The organism is Plantibacter flavus (assembly GCF_051487245.1).
GTDB lineage: Bacteria > Actinomycetota > Actinomycetes > Actinomycetales > Microbacteriaceae > Plantibacter > Plantibacter flavus_B.
Genome location: NZ_JAHVDH010000001.1, coordinates 496181 through 516863 on the forward strand (window position 1 = coordinate 496181; position 20683 = coordinate 516863).

17 protein-coding genes and 1 riboswitch are annotated in these 20683 nt (G+C 69.9%); of the genes, 10 read left to right on the forward strand and 7 right to left on the reverse strand.

Annotated elements, in window-relative coordinates:
* Positions 1–68: 68 nt before the first annotated feature.
* From KXS11_RS02290 to KXS11_RS02320, 7 genes are all read left to right on the forward strand, one after another.
* Entirely contained in the window at positions 69–1556 is a 1488-nt protein-coding gene (locus tag KXS11_RS02290) for an aromatic amino acid ammonia-lyase (protein ID WP_437383825.1), read from the forward strand.
* Positions 1557–1806: 250 nt separating this feature from the next.
* Positions 1807–2640, forward strand: a complete 834-nt coding sequence (locus KXS11_RS02295; protein WP_437383826.1) for an ABC transporter ATP-binding protein — start codon at positions 1807–1809, stop codon at positions 2638–2640.
* Positions 2637–3353 (forward strand): ABC transporter permease, encoded by a 717-nt coding sequence (locus KXS11_RS02300; protein WP_437383827.1) that lies wholly within the window; start codon positions 2637–2639, stop codon positions 3351–3353. The genes KXS11_RS02295 and KXS11_RS02300 overlap by 4 nt, the downstream gene beginning before the upstream one ends.
* Positions 3350–4150, forward strand: a complete 801-nt coding sequence (locus KXS11_RS02305; RefSeq protein ID WP_437383828.1) for an ABC transporter permease — start codon at positions 3350–3352, stop codon at positions 4148–4150. Before KXS11_RS02300 ends, KXS11_RS02305 begins: the two co-directional genes overlap by 4 nt.
* Positions 4151–4245: 95 nt before the next feature.
* Positions 4246–5181, forward strand: a complete 936-nt coding sequence (locus tag KXS11_RS02310; RefSeq protein WP_437383829.1) for an ABC transporter substrate-binding protein — start codon at positions 4246–4248, stop codon at positions 5179–5181.
* A gap of 130 nt (positions 5182–5311) precedes the next feature.
* A complete protein-coding gene (locus tag KXS11_RS02315; protein WP_437383830.1) occupies positions 5312–6091 on the forward strand; it encodes a DUF1684 domain-containing protein in 780 nt (259 codons plus the stop codon).
* A gap of 27 nt (positions 6092–6118) precedes the next feature.
* A complete protein-coding gene (locus KXS11_RS02320; RefSeq protein WP_437383831.1) occupies positions 6119–8035 on the forward strand; it encodes a thioredoxin domain-containing protein in 1917 nt (638 codons plus the stop codon).
* Positions 8036–8068: 33 nt separating this feature from the next.
* Here the strand turns inward: KXS11_RS02320 and KXS11_RS02325 are convergent, their stop codons facing one another.
* Together KXS11_RS02325 and KXS11_RS02330 are read right to left on the reverse strand one after the other, a co-directional pair.
* The gene (locus KXS11_RS02325; RefSeq protein WP_437383832.1) at positions 8069–8512 is read right to left on the reverse strand and encodes a sulfurtransferase; all 444 of its coding nucleotides are present in this window, start codon (positions 8510–8512) and stop codon (positions 8069–8071) included.
* Positions 8513–8592: 80 nt separating this feature from the next.
* On the reverse strand, positions 8593–9966 hold the full coding sequence (locus KXS11_RS02330) for an L-serine ammonia-lyase (RefSeq protein WP_437383833.1): 1374 nt from the start codon (positions 9964–9966) through the stop codon (positions 8593–8595).
* Positions 9967–10239: 273 nt separating this feature from the next.
* Here KXS11_RS02330 and KXS11_RS02335 point away from each other — a divergent pair, with 273 nt between their 5' ends.
* Positions 10240–11253: an ATP-binding cassette domain-containing protein gene (locus tag KXS11_RS02335; RefSeq protein ID WP_437383834.1), complete on the forward strand. Its 1014-nt coding sequence runs from the start codon at positions 10240–10242 to the stop codon at positions 11251–11253.
* Positions 11250–12065 carry an ABC transporter permease gene (locus tag KXS11_RS02340; protein WP_437383835.1) on the forward strand — a complete coding sequence of 272 codons (816 nt, stop codon included), beginning with the start codon at positions 11250–11252 and terminating at the stop codon, positions 12063–12065. Before KXS11_RS02335 ends, KXS11_RS02340 begins: the two co-directional genes overlap by 4 nt.
* A gap of 18 nt (positions 12066–12083) precedes the next feature.
* Here the strand turns inward: KXS11_RS02340 and KXS11_RS02345 are convergent, their stop codons facing one another.
* The 3 genes from KXS11_RS02345 to KXS11_RS02355 form a co-directional block, all read right to left on the reverse strand.
* Positions 12084–15362, reverse strand: coding sequence for a BTAD domain-containing putative transcriptional regulator (locus tag KXS11_RS02345; protein ID WP_437383836.1), 3279 nt, complete (start codon positions 15360–15362; stop codon positions 12084–12086).
* 102 nt (positions 15363–15464) lie between these two features.
* A complete protein-coding gene (locus KXS11_RS02350; protein ID WP_437383837.1) occupies positions 15465–16061 on the reverse strand; it encodes a CoA-binding protein in 597 nt (198 codons plus the stop codon).
* Positions 16062–16065: 4 nt separating this feature from the next.
* Entirely contained in the window at positions 16066–17355 is a 1290-nt protein-coding gene (locus KXS11_RS02355; protein WP_437383838.1) for an O-acetylhomoserine aminocarboxypropyltransferase/cysteine synthase family protein, read from the reverse strand.
* A gap of 134 nt (positions 17356–17489) precedes the next feature.
* Positions 17490–17553, forward strand: a riboswitch (guanidine-III (ykkC-III) riboswitch).
* A gap of 14 nt (positions 17554–17567) precedes the next feature.
* Between KXS11_RS02355 and KXS11_RS02360 the strand changes: the two genes are divergently transcribed.
* Complete coding sequence (locus tag KXS11_RS02360) at positions 17568–17891, forward strand: DMT family transporter (protein ID WP_437383839.1); 324 nt, start codon at positions 17568–17570, stop codon at positions 17889–17891.
* A 104-nt stretch (positions 17892–17995) separates the two neighbouring features.
* On the opposite strand, the gene KXS11_RS02365 is transcribed toward KXS11_RS02360, so the two are convergent.
* Positions 17996–19048, reverse strand: coding sequence for a YeiH family protein (locus KXS11_RS02365; protein WP_437383840.1), 1053 nt, complete (start codon positions 19046–19048; stop codon positions 17996–17998).
* Positions 19049–19058: 10 nt separating this feature from the next.
* Positions 19059–20648, reverse strand: a complete 1590-nt coding sequence (locus KXS11_RS02370) for a dolichyl-phosphate-mannose--protein mannosyltransferase (protein WP_437383841.1) — start codon at positions 20646–20648, stop codon at positions 19059–19061.
* Between the last annotated feature and the right edge of the window lie 35 nt (positions 20649–20683).

The window sequence follows — 20683 nt, forward strand, 5'->3', positions numbered from 1 at the left end:
ACGGAGCAGCAGGTGACGGACACCGATCTCGATGCGACCGCAGCCGACGCCGAGAGGAGCGTCGCCTGATGGGCGCCCCAGTCGTCTTCGGGGCCGGACCCATCGGCGTCGACGATCTGGTCGCCGTCGCCGCCGGGCGCGCGATCGTCGTCCTCGACACCGCCGCCCTCGACCGGATCGGCGCTGCTCGTGCGATCGTCGAGCGCCACCTCGTCGGCGCCGCCTCCGGTGGCGGCGCGGGTCGCAGGTCGTCCATCGACCCGGGTCACGGTCCGGGCCAGAGCGCTGAGGACGGGACCGACCAGGCGGACGTCCAGCGCCGCCTCGTGAACGACCACCGTGGCGGTGTCGGCCATCCGTTGTCCGAGGAGCGCGCACGGGCCGTGATCGCAGCCCGCCTCGCCGGGTGGACTCGCGGCGGCTCCGGCATCCGACTGGAGACAGCCGTCTTCACCGCCGAACTCCTCAACCGTGGTGTCGTGCCCGTCATCCCGTCGATCGGGTCGGTCGGGGACGCCGACCCGACCCACCTCGCCGCCTTCGCCGCCCTCGCGACCGGGAGCGGCGACGCCCTGCTCGGGGGCGAACAGCTCCCGTCGGCGGCGGCGCTCGCCCGGGTCGGTCTCGTGCCCCTCGAGTTGGCGCAGCACGAGGGCGTCGCGCTGGTGAACCACAACTCCTACACGCTCGGCGTCGGAGCCCTCGTCCTCGACCGCCTCGCAGCGCTCAGTCGGATCGCCGACACGACCGCCGCGCTCTCGGTCCGCGCGTTGGAGGGCTTCGGTGTCGGCGGGGCCGCCGCCGCCTTCGACCCGGTGGTGCTCGCGCACAGCCCGTCGCTCGGAGCGATCGAGAGCGGCGCGCGGCTGACCGAACTGCTCGGGGAGCCGACGCGGGGTGCGCACGGCGCGTCCGCTCGGCTGCCGCTGGCCGTCCGGGCGACCCCGCAGGCCAACGGCGCGCTCGTCGACCAGCTCGCGAGCGCGGTCGTCCTCCTCGAGGCGACCCTGGGCTCGGCCGCGGAGAACCCGCTCGTCGACCAACCGTCGGGTACCGTCCACGCCGGGGCGCTGTTCCACATCGCCCCGCTGGCCCACGCGCTCGACGGTCTGCGCGCCGTGGTCGCCCAGGTGTCCACTGCAGCGGACCGTCGGATCGCAGCGGTCTCAGACGTCGGCGCAGAACGCCGACGGCGCGGACGGAACCGCATCCCGGGACTGCTCCGCAACGCCGCAGCCGACCTCCTGGCCGAACTGCGGGTGCTCGCGACGCCGGTCGCCATCGGCGGCACCGTGCTCGGAGGAGGCGGCGAGGACATCGCCTCCTTCGCCGGGACGGCACTGCGTCTGCTCGAGCGCTCGACCGCGCTCCACGCGGACGTGCTGGCGATCGAGGCGCTGATCGCGGTCGACGCGCTCGCGACGGCTCCGAGTCGGGTGTCGACCGACGAGCTCGACGCCATCAGAGCTGCCCTCGACGTCATCGTCGAAGAAGCACCTCGCGGTCAGCAGCTCATCACGGCGACACTCGCGACACTCGGCGTCGAGCGGTCCTGACGACGTGGCGCGCACCGGTTCGCCACGGGCGGAACGCGCACGCCCCGGTGCGGAATCCCCGGCCAGGAGCGGTGACGACCCCATGACATGTCCGACGTCGCCTGTCGAGGGGGGTCGCGATGTCGGCGGGCTGCGGTAGTTTCGGACAACCGACGACGAGACGTTCAGCGAGCCGCCGACCACGGCGGCGACGATCCGTCGGTGACGGCCTGCGACGAGCAGACGTTCAGAGAAGAGGCATCGGTCCAGCATGATCTCGTTCGAACACGTCAGCAAGCGGTTCGACGACGGCACCCTCGCCGTCGACGACTTCTCCCTCACGATCCCATCGCGCACCACGACGGTGTTCGTCGGGTCCTCAGGCTGTGGCAAGACGACCCTGTTGCGCATGATCAACCGCATGGTGGACCCGAGCGCCGGCCGGATCGTCATCGACGACGAGGTCGTCTCGGCCGTCGACCCGGTCAAACTGCGTCGGCGCATCGGCTACGTCATGCAGAACTCCGGGCTGCTGCCGCACCGCACGGTGATCGACAACGTCGCCACCGTCCCGATGCTCACCGGCGTGAACAAGAAGCAGGCGAGGGCCGACGCGCTGGCCCTCCTCGACACCGTCGGTCTCGACCGCTCGCTCGCGAACCGATACCCGAGCCAGCTCTCGGGCGGACAGCAGCAGCGGGTCGGTGTCGCACGCGGACTCGCGATCGACCCCAACATCCTGCTCATGGACGAGCCGTTCGGCGCGGTCGATCCGCTCGTCCGCGCCGAACTCCAGCGTGAACTCCTCCGGTTGCAGCGCGACATGGCCAAGACGATCGTCTTCGTCACCCACGACATCGACGAGGCGTTCCTGCTCGGCGACCAGGTCGTGATCCTGCAGAAGGGCGGACACATCGCCCAGGTCGGCACGCCGGCGGAGATCGTCGCCGCACCGGCCGACGACTTCGTCGCCCAGTTCATCGGCGCCGACCGCGGACAGCGCACGCTGCACGTGGAGCGCGTCGACGGCCGCGACGTCGTGGTCGACGAGTCGGGCCGCCCGGCCGGCGTGCTCGGCGCGAGGAGCGGCGGTGCACCGACATGAGCTGGGTCGTCGCCAACTGGGACATGATCTGGAGCCTCACGCTCACGCACGTGCAGCTGAGTCTCCCGCCGATCGTCCTCGGCTTCATCATCTCGCTGCCGCTCGGGTGGCTGGCGCATCGGTACCGTTGGTCGCGTGGTGTGCTGCTCACGGTGAGCGGCATCCTGTACGCGATCCCCTCGCTGCCGCTGTTCGTCCTCATGCCCTCGCTCATCGGCACGAAGATCCTCGATCCCGCGAACGTCGTCGTAGCGCTCACGCTGTACGCCGTCGCCTTGCTCGTGCGCACGATCGCCGACGCGCTCGATGCGGTCGACGCCGGCGTGCGGCAGTCGGCACAGGCCGTCGGGTTCTCCGCGGGTCAGCGGTTCTGGCGGGTCGAGTTCCCGCTCGCCGGGCCGCTCATGCTGGCCGGGATCCGCGTCGTCTCCGCGAGCACCATCAGTCTGCTGAGTGTCGGCGCCCTCATCGGCGTCACGAATCTCGGCTACCTCTTCACTGACGGCTACAACCGCCAGTTCCCCGTCGAGATCCTCACCGGCATCGTCGGCACCGTCGTCATCGCCGTGGTGTTCGACCTGGTGCTCGTCCTCCTCGGCCGCCTGCTCATGCCGTGGACGCGTGTCAGCTCCAAGGGTGCCATCCGGCGTCGTCGAGCGGCAGCAGAGGCGATCGAGCTCGAGGCCGTGCAGACCCAGGGGAGTGCGGCATGATCAACTTCCTTGCTGCGTTCGCGTGGATCTTCGACCCCGAGCACTGGGAGGGCCCAGGCGGCATCCCCGTGCGGGTCGCGCAACACCTCGGGGTCACCGGGCTGACCGTGCTCATCGCCTGCCTCATCGCGATCCCCCTCGGCCTGCTCATCGGGCACACCGGCAAGGGACGCGAGATCGCCGTCGCGATCACCGGGGCGCTCCGCGCTCTGCCGACCCTCGGTCTGCTCTCCCTGCTGGCGCTCGTCACGCTCGGGTGGGGGTTCTCCAGTACGAGCCTCGTCCCGGCGATCACGGCGCTCGTCGTGCTCGCCATCCCACCGGTCCTCGCCGGTGCCTACGGTGGTGTGGAGGCGATCGATCGCCAGACGGTCGACGCAGCCCGAGCGGTCGGGATGAACGAGTGGCAGATCCTCGGCAAGGTCGAGATCCCGCTCGCCCTGCCGCTCCTGATCGGCGGCATCCGCTCGGCGGTGCTGCAGACCATCGCGACCGCGACGGTGGTCGCGTTCCTCACGAACGGGCCGGGCCTCGGCCGGTACATCCTCGACGGCCTGCCGGTGCGAGACTACGCTCAGATGCTCGCGGGCTCGATCATCATCATCGTGCTCGCGCTCCTCCTAGAGGGCGTCTTCGCCCTCCTGCAGCGCGCGGTCGTGCCGCGTGGCGTGCAGGCGACGCACACCAGGGTCGATGAGACCCGCGCGCACGGTTCAACCGGACAGTCGTCGTCACCCGAACCCGTGCTCGCAGAAGCGGAGGCAAACATGCAGATCTCGGCATACCGGAACGACTAGTGCTCCGAACCACTCCCGGCGGCCAGCACCGTCGGGTCCGACCAGTCCCCACACAACGGCACCACCGTCCTCGTCCAACACAGTTAGGAACCATCATGTTCACAGTACGCAAGGGTCGACGCATCGCCGTCGGCATCGCAGCGACCGCCGCAGCGGCACTCGTGCTGAGCGCCTGCTCGGCCGGCGATCCCACCGCGGGCGAGACCTCCGCGACCGACACCATCACGGTCGGTTCGGCTGGTTTCCCCGAGTCGGAGATCATCGCGCAGATCTACATCCAGGCCCTCGAGGCGAACGACATCAAGACGGCCGAGTCGCTCAACATCGGTGCTCGCGACGTCTACATCGCGGCACTCGAAGACGGCTCGATCGACCTCGTGCCCGACTACAGCGGCAACCTGCTGCAGTTCTTCGACGAGTCGGCCACGGCCACGTCGAGCGACGAGGTGTTCGCAGCCCTGCAGGAGGCGACGCCGAAGGGCTTCGAGGTTCTCGACCAGTCGAAGGCGGAGGACAAGGACTCGTACAACGTCACCAAGGAGTTCAGCGAGGCCAACAAGGTCACAAGCCTCGCCGACCTCGCTGCGCTGGGTATCCCGCTGGCGATCGGTGGAGCACCTGAGCTCGCCGAGCGCCCGTACGGACCGAAGGGCCTCACCGACGTCTATGGCATCCCCGCCGACAAGATCAGCTTCGTGCCGATCAGCGACGGTGGCGGCGCGCAGACGACGGCTGCGCTCCTCGACGGAACCGTCCAGCTCGCCGACATCTACACGACGACCCCGTCGATCGCCGAGAACGACTTCGTGACGCTGGAGGACCCGGAGAACCTGATCCTCCCGCAGAACGTCCTCCCCCTCATCAACTCAGAGAAGGCGAGCGACGCCGTCAAGAAGGTGCTCAACGCCGTCTCCGCCGCGCTGACGACGGAAGACCTCATCGCGCTGAACGCCCGTAACCAGGGCGACGAGAAGGCTGCACCGAAGACCCTCGCAGCCGACTGGCTGAAGGAGAAGAAGCTCTTCGAGTAGTCGTTCGTCGAGCACTGATGGCGTCGTCCGGTCCTCCGGGCGGCGCCATCGTCGTCCGGGGTGCTTACACCCTGGAGGAGTGGTTGCGCCTGGGGGAGCTTCGGGGCGCTGGACTTGGTAGCGTCGAGGTATGAGTTCCGAGACCCCCGCAGAGTTCATCGCCTCCTGGACCGCCTGGCACACCGCCCGTGAGCGCTCAGTCCGCGCACCCCACGGCATCGCATCGCTGCGATACACGCACTGGTTGACGGAGGAGGCCGCCGTCCTGGAGGGAGCGCCGGGGACGTGGCGGGCCGACGACACCGGCATCGTGGGGGAGCGTCTGACGGGTGCGGGACTCACGACGCCGAGCGGTGCGCAGATCATGACCGACCGCGTGGAACTCGTCCACGGAGACGAACTGCACTTCGGGGAGTCGCTCCTGCGCGGTATGGAGCGCGACGGCGTCTACGCGTTGCGCGTGCTGGATCCGGAGGCGCCGACGCGTGCCTCCCTCAGCGGTATCAGCGCCTTCGCGCCCGACGCGACCTGGATCCGTCCGGCGCGCTTCGTGCCGTCTCCGGGCATCACGGTGGAGACGGAGTCGATCGACGGCCACGTGACGACGGAGACCCCGGTCGGCCGCGTGGAGTTCGACCTGGGCGATGAGGCCGTCTCCCTGACGGTGACGGGGGGCCCGAACGGGCTCTGGGCGGTGTTCTCCGATGGCACCAGCGGCGAGGAGAGCTACCGTTTCCGGTTCATCAGCATGCCGGCACCGACAGCGGACGGGCACGTCCTCGTGGACTTCAACCGCGCGTACCTGCCACCCTGCGCGTTCAGCGACCACTACGTCTGCCCGCTGCCCGCCCCGAACAACCGTCTGCGCACGCGGATCACGGCGGGCGAGCAGCTCCCGCTCGGCGTCTAGGACGGCCGGCACGGTCGGGGGCACTCGATGAGCAATCGCCTTGCCGAGGCGATGAGCCCGTACCTGCGTTCGCACGCCGAGCAGCCCGTCGACTGGTATCCGTGGGGCGCTGAGGCGTTCGCCGAGGCCGCCCGACGCGACGTACCCTTGCTCGTGTCCATCGGGTACTCGACCTGTCACTGGTGCCATGTCATGGCGCGGGAGACGTTCTCGGACGCTCAGGTCGCCGCGCTGATCAATCGTGATGTCGTCGCCGTCAAGGTCGACCGCGAGGAGCATCCCGACGTCGACGCGAGCTATCTCGCGGCGGCCGGAGCGTTCACACGCGACCTCGGCTGGCCGCTGAACGTCTTCGTCACCCCGGAGGGTCACGTGTTCCACGCCGGGACCTATTCGCCGCCCCAGCCGACGCGCGGACAGCCGGCGTTCCGTCAGGTCCTCGAAGCCGTCAGGCTCGCCTGGACCGAGCGGCGGGCTGAGGTGGTGGCGAGCGCCGACGGTCTGGCGAGGGCGATCGCGTCGGCGATGGCGGTCGTCGACGACGGGCCGCTGCCGCGAGCCGAAGAGCTCGACGCCGCGGTGGCGTCGATCGCACGCGTCGAGGACGAGCAGTTCGGCGGATTCGGAACCGGTCAGAAGTTCCCGATGGCACCGTTGTTCGGCTTCCTCCTGGCACCGCGGCCCGGCGAGGCTGCCGCTCGGGGCCTGGAGCTCGCGCAGCGCACGCTGAAGACGATGGGGGCGTCAGCGCTGCGGGATCCCGTCGAGGGCGGCTTCTTCCGCTATGCCGTGCAGCGGGACTGGAGCGAACCGCACTACGAGCGCATGCTCACGGACAATGCCCTGCTGCTCACGGCATACACCGAAGCCTGGGCTGAGCGTCCGAGCCGCTGGGCGGCGATCGTCGCCTCCGGCATCGCGGACTTCCTGATCGGTACGCTGCAACAGCCGGGCGGCGGCTTCGGATCGGCGCAGGACTCCGAGAGCGTGATCGACGGCGTGCGCAACGAGGGCGGGTACTACCGACTCGATGTCGACGCGCGCGGCGGTGTGGAGCCACCCGCGGTGGATCGCAAGGTGCTCACCGGGTGGAACGGACTCGCGATCGGTGCCCTGGCACGCGCTGCGGAGGTCTTCGACCGCCCGGAGTGGTTGGAGGCCGCGCGCTGGGCCGCTGAAGCGGTTGTGGACGACCACCTGCTGCCGGACGGCACGCTCGTGCGGGCATCGGTCGAGGAGCACCGTTCGGACGCCGCGGCAGCGCTCGAGGACTACGGGATGTTCGCGGAGGGGCTGCTGCGGCTCGCCCTCACGTCGGGCGAGGTCCGTTACGCGGTGCTCGCCCGGTCGCTCGTCGACCGGTGTCTCCCGGCCACGGGTGCCGGGACGGAAGCCGACCGGACAGCGGCCTCGGGGTTCGTGCTGCCGGGCGGCGGCGACCCGCTGCTCGCGGCGCAGGGCCTGCGGATCGACGGGGATCCCTCGGAGGGCGCGTACCCCTCCGGAGTGTCGTCGCTCGGACACGCGGCGCTCCTGCTCTTCCACCTCACCGGCGAGGAACGGTACCGGGTGGCGGCCGAGGCGGCGGTGGCGTTCCTCGCGAAGCCGATGCAGCAGGCACCGACCGCGTTCGGAGCCGCACTGGCCCTCGCTGCACGCGTCGCGCGCCCGGCGTCCCAGCTCATCGTGATCGCTCCCGACCGCGTTGCGGGGAAGCCCGGTGCCTGGCAGGTGTCCGATCAGGCGATGCGGGACTCCGTCCGGACGCGCCGCGACGACGTCCTCGCCGTGGTGACGGACTCGATGGCCGAGGACTGGGCCTCAGCAGGCTTCGAGGTCTTCGCGCAGCGGACGAGCGTCGACGGCCGGCTGACCGCCTACCACTGCGTCGACTTCGTCTGCCGGTTGCCGGTGACGGACGCCGCGCTCCTCGGCCCGCGCTGAGTTCGCCGACGCGAAGCCCCCGGGCCGGTCGGTTCAGCTCGCGAAGGAGCCGTCGGCCATCCCGTCCTCGACGTCGCGGCCCTCGGCGCGCCATCGCTGGAGTCCGCCGTCGAGGATCGCGACGCGTCCGATCCCCGCAGCGTGCAGCACGGACCGCAGCCGCGCGGCGAAGCGGCCGTCCGAGGCGTCGTACACGATGACCGTGTGCTCCGCGGTGATGCCGAGCGCACCCGCCTCGCGATCCCACGGTCCGTCCTCGCCGGGGCCCTCGACGACGTCGGCGAACACCGCTCCCGGGACATGCCCGTCGAACAGATACTGGTCGTACCCGCTCGAGAGCACCGGTTCACCATCGCGCGGTTCGCTGACCGCCACCGAGGCGTCGACGACGATGAGTGACTCGCTGCCGAGATGGTCGGCGAGCCACTGCGTGGAGACGAGCGGTGCGACGTCGATCGGCGTCCGGTGCGTGGTCATGCGCCAACGGTAGGCGGAGTCGGGCCGTGCGGCCACCGACCCGGCAACACGCGGTAACGGGGTCTGTGGCGAGTGCCCGATCAGCATTCGATGACGTTGACCGCGAGTCCGCCTTCGCTCGTCTCCTTGTACTTCGTCGACATGTCGACGCCGGTCTGCCGCATGGTCTCGATCACGGTGTCGAGGGACACGAGGTGCGTGCCGTCGCCGTGCAGCGAGAGTCGGGCCGCACTCACCGCCGTGGAAGACGCGATGGCGTTGCGCTCGATGCAGGGCACCTGTACGAGTCCGCCGACCGGGTCGCAGGTGAGTCCGAGGTGGTGCTCCATGGCGATCTCCGCGGCGTTCTCCACCTGACGCGGGGTGCCCCCGAGGACGGCGCACAGTGCGCCGGCCGCCATCGCGCACGCTGAGCCGACTTCGGCCTGGCAACCGCCTTCCGCCCCCGAGATCGAGGCGTTCGCCTTGAACAACGAACCGATCGCGGTGGCGGTGAGGAGGTAGCGCCGGATGCCGGCGGCGTCCGCGCCGGGGACGAACCGCAGATAGTAGCTCGCGACCGCCGGGATGATCCCCGCGGCTCCGTTCGTCGGTGCGGTCACGACGCGGCCGCCGGAGGCGTTCTGCTCGTTGACCGCGAGGGCGAACGCGTGCAGCCATTCCGTCGGCAGCTCGCGACCACTCTCGGCTTCGGCGACGTCGAGGCGCTCCCGGACGGCCCGGGCACGCCGCTTCACGCCGAGTCCGCCTGGCAGTGTGCCGGTGTCGGCCAGTCCTGCGGTGACGCACTCGTGCATCGCCGTCCAGATCGCGTCGAGGCCGGCGTCGACGTCCTCGCTCGTGCGAGAGGCTTCCTCGTTGCGTCGCGCGATGGCGTCGATGGGGAGGCCCGTCTCGTCGCAGAGCCTGATGAGCGCCTCGGCCGTGCGGAAGGGCATCGGCACCGACGCGGTGGGCAGGTCCTCAGCCGGGTCGTCGCCGTCCCGCCGGATGAAGCCGCCGCCGACGGAGTAGTAGGTCTCGGTCCGGACCGGGAGGTCGCTCGTGTCGTCCCAGGCGTGCAGGGTCAGGGCGTTCGGGTGCCCGGGGAGCCTGGTGCGGGCGACGAAGGAGATGTCGTCCTTCGCGAAGGCGATGCTGCGGCGGCCCGCGAGGTCGAGCCGTCCACCCTCCGGGTGGTCGCTCCAGGCTCGACGGACGTCTGCCGGGTCGCACGACTCCGGCGCGAGTCCGCTCAGTCCCGCGACGACGGCGTCCGGGGTGCCGTGCCCGATCCCGGTCGCGCCGAGTGAGCCGTACAGCGAACACGTGACGCGGTCGACCCGCTCGAGCAGTCCGTCGTCGGCGAGGCCGCGCGCGAAGACGAGGGCGGCCCGCATCGGTCCGACGGTGTGGGAACTCGACGGACCGATACCGATCGAGAAGAGGTCGAATGCTGACACGTATGCCGTCACTGGACGACCTCCTTCGGTACGACTGGCTGTCTTCACTCTAGATCCGCGCCCGCTGACCTCGTGGCGCCGACGCCGCGTTCAGCCTGTCGACGCAGGAAGCTTGCGCGAAGAGGCGGATCCGCGGCGATGTCCGCCGCTTTCCCAGCGAGGCCGTGCGTGCGGGTCCGCTGACACGACATGTCAGTGCGCGGTGAGCGATCGGTGAGCGCACGAGTGCACAGTGGTCACCGGGTCGCCCGCCGGCGGCCCGCACACCATTCGAAAGGCATCCGCATGAGCATCCGCTCCGACTGGGCCATCGAGGCCCACGGCCTCGTGAAGACCTTCGGCGACAACCGAGCCGTCGACGGCGTCGACCTCTCCGTCCGCACCGGCACCGTCTACGGTGTCCTCGGCCCGAACGGCGCCGGCAAGACCACCACCATCTCCGTGCTCGCGACGCTGCTGCGTCCAGACGCGGGCACCGCTTCCATCTTCGGTCACGACATCCAGCGAGAGTCGCAGATCGTCCGCCAGCTCATCGGGGTCACCGCGCAGTTCGCGTCCGTCGACGAGAACCTGTCCGCCACCGAGAACCTCGTCATCTTCTCCCGGCTCCTCGGACTCGGCCGAGCCGAGGCGAAGCGCAAGAGCGCCGAGCTCCTGGAGGAGTTCGGCCTGAGCGAGGCGGCGGGACGGCCGCTGAAGAAGTTCTCCGGGGGGATGCGCCGCCGGCTCGACCTCGCGGCGAGCCTCATCGCCCAGCCGCCGCTGATCTTCCTCGACGAGCCGACCACGGGCCTCGACCCGCGCACCCGTGCGCAGATGTGGGACACGATCCGTCGTCTCGTCGCCACGGGCTCAACCGTCCTGCTGACCACGCAGTACCTCGACGAGGCCGACCAGCTGGCCGACCGGATCGCCGTCATCGACCGCGGGCTCGTCGTCGCCGAGGGGACCTCCGACGAGCTCAAGGCGTCCGTGGGGGAGTCGTCGCTGCAACTGCGATTGGCCGACCCCGCCGACCTGGAGGACGCGCGTCGCGTGATCTCCAGCGTCCTCGCGGTCGACACGGTCGTCTCACCGGAGGCGACGCGGATCACCGCGCCGATGCGCGATCCCGACGCTGTCACTGACCTCTTCATCACGTTGCGCGAGGCCGGCATCCGGCTCGCCGAGATGAGCGTGCAGAAGCCGACGCTCGACGAGGTCTTCCTCACCCTCACCGGCCACGGCGTCGACGCGGACAGCGCCGACCCCGAGTCCGGAACCGACTCCCTCCCGACCGCAGAGAAGGTCTCCGCATGAGCACCATCACCATCACCCCGGCCACGGAGCGTTCGCTCCGCAACCATGTCAGCCTCTCCCAGACCGTCCGCAACTCGTTCACCATGGCCTACCGAGGCCTGTTGAAGATCAAGCGCACGCCGGAGCAGCTCATCGACGTCACGGTGCAGCCGATCATCTTCACCCTGATGTTCACGTACATCTTCGGCGGTGCCATCGCCGGCGACATCGCGAGCTACCTGCCGATCATCATCCCCGGCATCCTCGTCCAGACGGTGATCACCACCTCCGTGGTCACCGGCATCCAACTCCGTGAGGACATGGACAAGGGCGTCTTCGACCGCTTCAAGTCGATGCCGATCGCCCGGATCGCCCCACTGGCCGGTGCGCTGCTGGCAGACACCGTCCGCTACACGATCGCCACGACGCTGACCTTCACGATGGGCTACATCATGGGCTACCGGCCCGAGGGCGGCCTCGGATTCGTGGTCCTCGCAGGACTCCTCGTGATCGCCTGCGCCTGGGCGATCAGCTGGATCTTCGCCTTCTTCGGTGTGATCGCCCGCAGCGCCAGCAGCGTGCAGGGCATCTCGTTCCTCGTGCTGTTCCCACTCACGTTCCTCTCGAACGCGTTCGTGAACCCCGACACGATGCCGTCGTTCCTGCAGGGCTTCGTCAACGTGAACCCGGTGTCGCACCTCGTCACGGCTGTCCGCGACCTCGCGAACACCGGCACCTTCGGTGGCGACGCGTGGCTCGCGCTCCTCGGCGCGGCGGTCATCGTCGCGATCTTCGCGCCGCTCACCGTGCGCGCCTACATGCGCCGCGCCTGAGGTTCCGCTGAGCAGAGCTCAGAGCGTCGCCAGGGTCGGACTGCCGAGCAGTTCGAATGCCCTGGCGGCGCTCTCGTGCGCGTCCCACCGGCCGACGTCGGCTGCGATGCGTTCCAGCTGCCCTGCCGTCAGTCTGCTCGCGACCCCTGCCTCGTGCGGTGCGCGCACGAGCGAGGGGATGTCCTGGCGCGACGCCAACGGCGCGGCGAGGGCGACGAGCTCGGCGCCGACCAGCCGCACCGGTTCATCGTCGGATCGCGCGTACCAGGCGCCGAGTGCCAGGACGCTGGCACCGAGGACCGGTCTGTCGAACCGATGGGGCAGCAGTCGTCCGAGCGCCACGGTGCGCGTCCGCACGCGGCGTGCGAGACGCGACATCGTGCCGGGTTCGAGCGTTCCGTCGAGGATCGCTGCCGCGAGGGCCGCCGACGCCACCAGCGTGAACCACGGCGAGCGGCGCGATTCCCCCGGCGCGAACGCGACGAGCGCGTGAGCGTAGAGTTCCGCCCCGCGGGTCGTATCACCCTCTGCCCGTGCGATCTCGGCGTGCCCCGCCCACGCGATGGAACGACGCTCCGGGGGCGGAGCGAACGCCGAGAACGACGTCTCGTCGGTGAGGAAGCGGTCGAGCACCGCGGTCGCCGCAGCGAAGTCACGACGGGCGATGTCGCCGAGCGCGATCAGCCAGTCGAGTTGTCGGAGGTCGGCGTCCGCGCCGATCGCGCGCAGGCCCTCGGCGGCGCGATCGGCCCAGGGGAGCGCCGCTTCGGGTTCGGCGTTCTGGCTGTGGAGCTGGGCGAGCATGTGCGCGCTCATCGCCGCACCCCACACGTCTCCCAACTCGCAGGCGAGCTCGTTGGCGCGGAGCGCGGCGCGTTCGGCCGAGTGCAGGTCGCCGTCGTTCTCGGCCGCCTGTGCGATCATCAGGTTGCCGAGGGTCGCAACGGTCGGGTCGTCTGAGCGGCTGGAGTCCTGCAGGAGCTGCTCGACCCGTTCGGCACGGCCGGCTGCCAGCAGGAGCCCGACCATCGCCTGCAGTCGCGGGTGCTGCGTCGGCCGCACGCGCTCCTGACGCCGCAGGGCTCCGATCGCTCGTGCCGAGGTGCGGACGTCCGTCGAGACGAAGGTGACGCAGATGATGGCGAACGAGGTGGCCGGAGCGTCACCGGTTGTCGTGGCGGGATCCTCGTGCCGAAGTACGTCGAGCACGGCGGCGCCGAAGGCGAGCACCTCCTGGTGGGCGCTGCGGATCGTCCAGAAGAGCGCGAGGCTCGCGAACACCGGTGCGACGACGTCGGCACGCCGATCGGCGATCGCACCGCGCAGCACGGTCACGAGGGTGTCCTGCTCCAGCGCGAGACGCGCGAACGCGAGGAGCTGACGCCGGCTCTGCATGACCGGGAGCATCTCGTTCGCGAGCTCGACGGCCCAGGCTCGGGTCCGCTCCTGGACCGTCTCCTCCTCCCCGGCCTCGGCAAGCGCGATCGCGCCGAACTCTCGGACGGTCTCGAGCATGCGGAACCGGAGGCTACCGGTCTCCGGGTCGTCCCTCACGATGAGGAGCGACTGCCCGACGAGGGCGTCGAGCGCCGTCGCCGCGTCAGCATCGTCGCCGACCGCAGCGGCTGCGTCGATGTCGAACCCGTCGGGGAATCGGGACATCCGACGGAGCATGCTGCGCTCCTGGGAGCCGAGGAGGTTCCAGCTCCAGTCGATGACGGCGAGCAGGGTGCGGTGTCGTTCCGGTGCACTGCGGTCTCCCGCGGTCAGCAGGGCGAAACGGTTGCCGAGTCGGCGTTCCACCTCCTCCACCGACATGGACCGGGTGCGCGCTGCAGCGAGCTCGATCGCGAGCGGCAGACCGTCCAGTCGTGCGCAGAGTCGAGACGCGACCTCGAGCGGGACCACGATTCCGGGCCTCGCTGCTCGCGCGCGTTCCTCGAACAGGCGCACCGCCGGTCCGAGGCCGCCGTCGTCACGCCCGAGATCGGTTCCGAGCGGCTCGAGCTGGTAGACGTGCTCAGCCGCGATCGAGAGCGGGCTCCTGCTCGTGGCGAGGATCCGCAACCCGGTCGTCCAGTCGAGCACATCGGCGATCCAGCGGGCGGCGGCATCGACCAGATGCTCGCAGTTGTCCATCACCAGGAGCGTCGGTCGTTCGCTCAGCCGTTGGATGATGCGTTCGTGGAGGTCGACGGGCTGTGCGGCCAGAGCGAGGGTCTCGCTCAGCCGTCGTGTGGCGGATGCTTCCCGGATCCCGAGGGTGGTCGCGATCGCGAGCGGCAGGTCAGCGCTGTCACGGACACTGGCGAGTTCGACGAACACGACGTCGAGCGTCGACGTGGACAGCCGGCGGGCCACCTCCTGGGCGACGCGCGTCTTGCCGAGGCCGCCCGGGCCGAGGATGGTCGTCATCCGGACGCTCCCGACGAGGGTTTCGAGCGAACGCAGATCGTCGTCCCGCCCGATGAGCTCGTTGGGGGCGGTGCGGAGCCCGAGGGTGCGCGGTGCGGGACGACTCCGGTCGGGCGCGGGGTCGGGGGCCGGCGCCGTGACGAGGCCGCCCTCCTGGAGGAGTGCGGTGTGCGCAGCGATGAGCACCGGGTCGGGGTCGGCACCGAGCGCGTCCTGCAGGCGGGCGCGGAATGCGGCGAAGAGTCGCATCGCGTCGGTCCGGCGACCGTTCTGGGCGTAGGCGTTGAAGAGCATGAGGTGCGAGGCGTCGTCGAGCGGCGCGGCATCGGCGAGTGCCTCGAGGTCGGCGATGACGGCGGCGCCCTCGCCCGTGTCCAGACGGCTCTGGGCGCGCACCCGGCGGAGATCGTCTCGGAGTCTGGTGCTGCGCTGGGAGAGGGCGCTGGCCAACGGTTCGTCGAGTTCCGCTCCGGGCTCCCCGCTCCAGAGTGCGAGGGCGCGATCGGCCAGGGCCCCGGCTGTCACCGCGTCGGCTGAACGGATCGCGACCGCTGCGGAATCGGCGAGCTGCGCCGCGGTGTGCAGGTCGAGCTCGTCGACCTCGATGCGGTATCCGGCCGCCGAGGAGGAGATGAGCCCCGGCGCGCCGACCGCGCGGACACGGGACACGAGCGTCTGCAGGGCGGCTTTCGCACCGGCCGGCGGCTGCTCGTCCCACACCTCGTCGATGAGCGCACCCGTCGAGACCGGCCGACCGTCGGCGAGCGCCAGGGCGACGACCAACGCTTTCGCGAGACGCCCGCCGGGTTCGACCAGCGAACCCGAGCGTCCCTCGACGAGGACGGGTCCGAGGACGGTCACTCGGCAGTTCGACTCGGGCACCTCCCGAGCATACCGACGCCCTCGGTCCGTCGAGCTGGGATGCGCGCCTCTTCGACAGGCTCAGGGACCAGGGGATGTCCCCTGGGTCTGTCGAGGTGCGTGTCAGCGCAGGGTCTTGCGGGCGGTGATCTGGCCGGTGTCGAACCCGAGCAGGTGGAGTCCGCCGTGGAATCGTGCGTGCTCGACCTTGATGCAGCGGTCCATGACGACGTTGAGGCCCTTGGATTCCCCGTACTCCGCAGCCTCCTGGTTCCAGATGCCGAGCTGCACCCAGACGGTCGGCGCACCGACGGCGACGACCTCGTCGATGACCTGCGGGATGTCGCTCGCCTTCCGGAAGACGTCGACGATGTCGGGTACCTCCGGGAGCGATGCGAGATCAGGGTACGCGGGCTGGCCGAGGATCTCCGTGGCATTGGGGTTGACGAAGTAGATGCGGAAGTCGCTCGACTGCTGCAGGTACGTGCCCACGAAGTACGACGAGCGCGCCGGGTTCGGTGATGCACCCACGATCGCGACGGACTTCGCCTCGCGCAGCAGCTTCAAGCGCGCCTTCGCGTCGGGGCCGGACCACGTGCGCTGCGAGCGCAGCAGCTTCGCGAGGGGCGAGTCCGAGGGGAGCGAGCAGGTGAGTCCGTTGGTCAGACGGACCGTCTCGGTGGCGTCGTCCTCGGTCACTGAGCTTGTCGAAGTGCTCATGTCGTTACTCCTTCACCGCGGCGGTCAGTGCCTGGTCGAGGTCGTAGATGATGTCGTCCGGGTCTTCGATGCCGACGCTCAGACGCACGATACCGGGCAGCACGCCGGCGTCGACGAGCTGCTGGTCGGTGAGCTGGGCGTGGGTCGTGGACGCCGGGTGGATGATGAGCGTCTTCGCATCGCCGATGTTCGCGAGGTGGCTCGCGAGGTCGACTGATTCGATGAGCTTCTGTCCGACCTGTCGGCCGCCCTTCACCTCGAAGCTGAACACCGAGCCGGGGCCCTTCGGCAGGTACTTGTTCGCGCGGTCGTGGTGCGGGTGGTTCGCGAGCCCCGCCCAGTTGACGGCGGCGATACGGGGGTCCGCTTCGAGCCAGTCCGCGACGATGCGGGCGTTGTCAACGTGCGCCTGGATGCGGAACGGCAGGGTCTCGACGCCCTGCGCGAGCAGGAAGGCGGAGTGCGGTGCGAGGGCTGGGCCGATGTCGCGCAGTTGTTCGGCGCGGAGGCGCGTGAGGAAGGCGTACTCGCCGAAGTTGCCGGACCACTCGAGCCCGCCGTAGCTCGGAACGGGCTGGCCGAACAGCGGGAACTTGTCGGAGTGCCAGTCGAACCGGCCGCTCTCGACGACGACGCCGCCGAGGGTGGTGCCGTGACCGCCGAGGAACTTCGTCGCCGAGTGGGTGACGATGTCGGCTCCCCACTCGATGGGGCGATTGAGGTACGGGGTCGCGATCGTGGAGTCGATGATGAGCGGGATGCCGTGCGCGTGCGCGACGTCCGCCAGGCCCTCCAGGTCGGCGATCTCACCGGACGGGTTCGCGATCGTCTCGGCGAAGACGAGTTTCGTGTTGTCCTGGATGGCTGCGGCGTAGTCTGCGGCGTCGGACGACTGCACGAACGTCGTCTCGATGCCGAAGCGGCGGAGCGTGACGTCGAGCTGCGTGATCGAGCCGCCGTAGAGGTTGGCGGAGGCGACGATGTGGTCGCCCTGGCCGGCGAGCGACGCGAAGGTGATGTACTGCGCGGCGAGGCCGGAGGAGGTCGCGACGGCACCGAGACCGCCCTCGAGGCTCGCGACGCGCTCCTCGAAGCTCGCGACGGTGGGGTTCGCGAGGCGGGAGTAGATGTTGCCGTACTTCTGCAGGGCGAAGCGGGCGGCGGCGTCGGCGGTGTCGTCGAAGACGAAGGCGCTCGACTGGTAGATCGGCAGCGCACGGGCTCCCGTCACCTGGTCGGGGATGTTGCCCGCGTGAATCGCACGCGTGCGGAAGCCATACTCACGATCTGCCATGTGCATCACGCTACCGGAGCACGGAACCGTGGCCGGCAGTGTTGCAACAGAACGACGCATTTCGCCGCTCGCCTGTCCGGTGGGGTACGACGGCATTGCACAGGGCCTGCACAGGGCGCACGGCTACGGTGGAGGCACAGCCCCGATGGGGCTGCCGGACGAGGGCGCAGTACCCGGAACGCGACAAGACTGACCACCAGGGAGTGATCGTCATGTCATGGATCGTGCTCATCGCATCGGGTGTCCTCGAGGCCGTCTGGGCCACCGCTCTCGGCAGGTCAGAGGGCTTCACGAAGCTCTGGCCGACGGTCACCTTCGGTGTCGCGCTCGTGCTCAGCATGGCCGGCCTCGCGTGGGCCATGCGCGACATCCAGGTCGGAACCGCCTACGCCGTCTGGGTCGGCATCGGTGCCGCGCTCACCGTCGGCTACGCGATGACCTTCGGTGGCGAGCAGCTGTCCGTCGTCAAGGTCCTGCTCATCCTCGGCCTCATCGGCTGCGTCATCGGCCTGAAACTCGTCGGCGGCGAGCACTAGCCGCCGCCTCCGGGCACGTGCCCGGTCTCGCGGCACGTCGTGCAACGCGTGCCCCGGGCACTCAGGCGTGCCCGACCTCCGGGCACGTGCCCCGTCGGTCGGCGTCAGGACAGGTGGACGGCCGCCAGCGCCAGCAGGGCGATCAACAGCCACGAGCCGAGTCCGACGACGAGTGCCCGCCAGCCGGTGGTCACGAGCGTCCGCACGCGGATCGCGGCACCGAGGGCGAACAGCGCCATCGCGAGGAGCGCGGTCTGCAGTGTGTCGGCCACCGCGAGCACGACCTCCGGCACCGGCAGCAGCGTGCGGACGAGCACGGCCGCGATGAACCCCGCGACGAAGAGCGGCACGAGCGGTGGACGCGCGGCAGGGACATCATCACCGGTGCCGCCCGCGCCCGTCGCGACCGTCTGCAGGCGTCGACGTTCGACGGCAGCGGCTACGGCCACCATGGGAGCGAGGAGCACCACACGCGTGAGCTTGACGACGACCGCGACGGCGAGAGCACTGGTCCCGGCGATCTGCGCGGTCGCGACCACCTGACCGACGTCGTGCACGCTCGCGCCGACCCAATGGCCGAACTGCTCCTCGGTCAGCCCGAGCGGACCGCGCAACGCGGGCAGCACGAAGATCGCGAGGGTGCCGCACAGCGTCACCAAAGCCACCGGTGTCGCCTGCTCCTGGTCTTTCGCCTTCACCACTCCAGCCATCGCGCCGATCGCTGAGGCGCCGCAGATCGAGAAGCCCGTGGCGATGAGGAGCGGTTCGGGCCCGGTGAGGCCCATCCGCTGCCCCAACCACAGTGTTGCGACCAAAGTGATGACGACGATGGCCACCGTCGTCGCGACGGTGACCCAGCCGAGACCCGCGATGTCGACGAGGCTGAGCTTCAGTCCGAGCAGCACGATGCCGATCCGCATGAAGCGCTTCGCACTGATGCCGAGACCGGCTCTCAGCGCGCCGCCCGCGAGCCGCTGAAAGGCGGGGACCTGGCCCGCGACCATGCCGAGCAGGACGCTCGCCGTGAGGAGGGGCACGACCGGGAACACCGAGTGCAGCCCGAGGGCGAGGAGGGCCGCGAACCCAGCGACGAGCACGCCGGGCAGTGCGCGGCGCGCCCCCGCGGGCGTGCCGATCATCGCGAGGATCTGATGCATGGCGCTCCGATCAGATCCAGGACGGCAGCCACGCGTGCAGGTGCCAGAACCAGTAGGGCACGGTGATCGCGGTCCACAGCGGATACCAGAAGATGCTCAGGAGCGTCGTGATGGTGAGGAACACTCCCGTCACCCCGACACCGGCGACGCGTCGTTCATCAGGGTCGTCGCGTGAGCCGAGGATCTTCCCGATCGCGAACACGAGCCCGAGGATCAGGTACGGCTCGAACACGATCGTGTAGAACTGGAACACCGTGCGGTTCAGGTACAGGAGCCACGGCAGGTAGCCGGCCGCGACGCCCAGCAGGATCAGTCCGACCTGCCATTCGCGGTAGCGCACGAGCCGGTACACCAGGTAGCCGAGCGCGACCGCGGCACCCCACCAGATCAGCGGGTTGCCGATCGACGTGATCGCCGAGGAGCAGGCGTCCCAGGAGCAGCCGGGGTCGCCGGTGGCAGGGGACTGGTAGTACATGCTCGTGGGCCGCAGCATGAGGAGCCAGCCGAGCGGGTTCGCCGCGTACGGATGCGGTGTGCTGAGGCCGACGTGGAAGCCGTACGCGCTCTGGTGGTAGTGCACGAGGCTCTGGAACCACAGCGGCACCCAGGAGAACAGACCCGTCCAGGCGTTTCCGGCCACGGTCGCCCACTGTCGGTCGTAGCCGCCCGAGGTCGTGATCCAACCGCTCCAGCTCGCGAGGTACACGACGGCCGCCGGCGGCACGAACGTCAGGAACGACACGGGCCCCTGCTTGAGGATCGCGGCGCTCGCCCAGAGGGTGAGCCCGAGGCGTCGTCGGAGCAGGAGGTCGGTGACGATCACGTAGACGCCGAAGGCCGCGAGGAAGTACAGCCCGTTCCACTTGACCGCGGTCGCCGCGCCGAACGCGATGCCGGCGGCGAGGAGCCAGGGTCGCCACCACAGCACTGGGCCCCAGGCAGGGTCGTGCCCCGATGCCCGATCGGCAGCCACTCTCGCCGCGAGACGGGACGCATGCCACGAGCGGTCGAGCAGGATCGCCCCGAAGCCCGCGAGCACGAACAGCATGACGAAGTTGTCGAGGAGCGAGACGCGGGCCATCACGATCGCGTGGCCGTCGATCGCGAAGAGGAACCCCGCCATCACCGCGAGGATCGACGACGTGAAGAGCCGCTTGGCGATGAGCGTGATGAGCAACACCGCGAGTGTGCCCGCGATGACCGTCGAGATCCGCCAACCGGTGCTGTCGTCGATGCCGAACACCGCGATGCCGAGTGCGATCAGCCATTTGCCGAGGGGCGGGTGCACGACGTAGGAGGGTGTCGTGCCGGGGCTGCCGGCGTCACCGCTCGCGAATCCGTCGTCGGCGCCCTCCGGCCAGGCGCTCTCGTAGCCGTTCAACCACAACGACCACGCGTCCTTCACGTAGAACGTCTCGTCGAAGACGAGTGAATGCGGATGGCCGAGGTTCCAGAACCGCAGCAGGAACGCGAGGAGCGTCACCGCCGCCGGACCACCCCAGACCCACAGCTTGCGGCGGCGCTCCGTGCGGAGCATCCGCTCCCACCAGCGGTCGAGGGGGGAACCCGTCGCAGGGGTTTCGAGAAGATCGACCGACACCGTCTCATCTAACCACTCCGCCCGGGTGGGAGACT

Bases quoted from the DNA above. Each gene is read 5' to 3' on its own strand.
- KXS11_RS02290 (WP_437383825.1), top strand. From the start codon at position 69: ATGGGCGCCCCAGTCGTCTTCGGGGCCGGACCCATCGGCGTCGACGAT.
- KXS11_RS02295 (WP_437383826.1), top strand. From the start codon at position 1,807: ATGATCTCGTTCGAACACGTCAGCAAGCGGTTCGACGACGGCACCCTC.
- KXS11_RS02300 (WP_437383827.1), top strand. From the start codon at position 2,637: ATGAGCTGGGTCGTCGCCAACTGGGACATGATCTGGAGCCTCACGCTC.
- KXS11_RS02305 (WP_437383828.1), top strand. From the start codon at position 3,350: ATGATCAACTTCCTTGCTGCGTTCGCGTGGATCTTCGACCCCGAGCAC.
- KXS11_RS02310 (WP_437383829.1), top strand. From the start codon at position 4,246: ATGTTCACAGTACGCAAGGGTCGACGCATCGCCGTCGGCATCGCAGCG.
- KXS11_RS02315 (WP_437383830.1), top strand. From the start codon at position 5,312: ATGAGTTCCGAGACCCCCGCAGAGTTCATCGCCTCCTGGACCGCCTGG.
- KXS11_RS02320 (WP_437383831.1), top strand. From the start codon at position 6,119: ATGAGCAATCGCCTTGCCGAGGCGATGAGCCCGTACCTGCGTTCGCAC.
- KXS11_RS02325 (WP_437383832.1), bottom strand. From the start codon at position 8,512: ATGACCACGCACCGGACGCCGATCGACGTCGCACCGCTCGTCTCCACG.
- KXS11_RS02335 (WP_437383834.1), top strand. From the start codon at position 10,240: ATGAGCATCCGCTCCGACTGGGCCATCGAGGCCCACGGCCTCGTGAAG.
- KXS11_RS02340 (WP_437383835.1), top strand. From the start codon at position 11,250: ATGAGCACCATCACCATCACCCCGGCCACGGAGCGTTCGCTCCGCAAC.
- KXS11_RS02350 (WP_437383837.1), bottom strand. From the start codon at position 16,061: ATGAGCACTTCGACAAGCTCAGTGACCGAGGACGACGCCACCGAGACG.
- KXS11_RS02355 (WP_437383838.1), bottom strand. From the start codon at position 17,355: ATGGCAGATCGTGAGTATGGCTTCCGCACGCGTGCGATTCACGCGGGC.
- KXS11_RS02360 (WP_437383839.1), top strand. From the start codon at position 17,568: ATGTCATGGATCGTGCTCATCGCATCGGGTGTCCTCGAGGCCGTCTGG.
- KXS11_RS02365 (WP_437383840.1), bottom strand. From the start codon at position 19,048: ATGCATCAGATCCTCGCGATGATCGGCACGCCCGCGGGGGCGCGCCGC.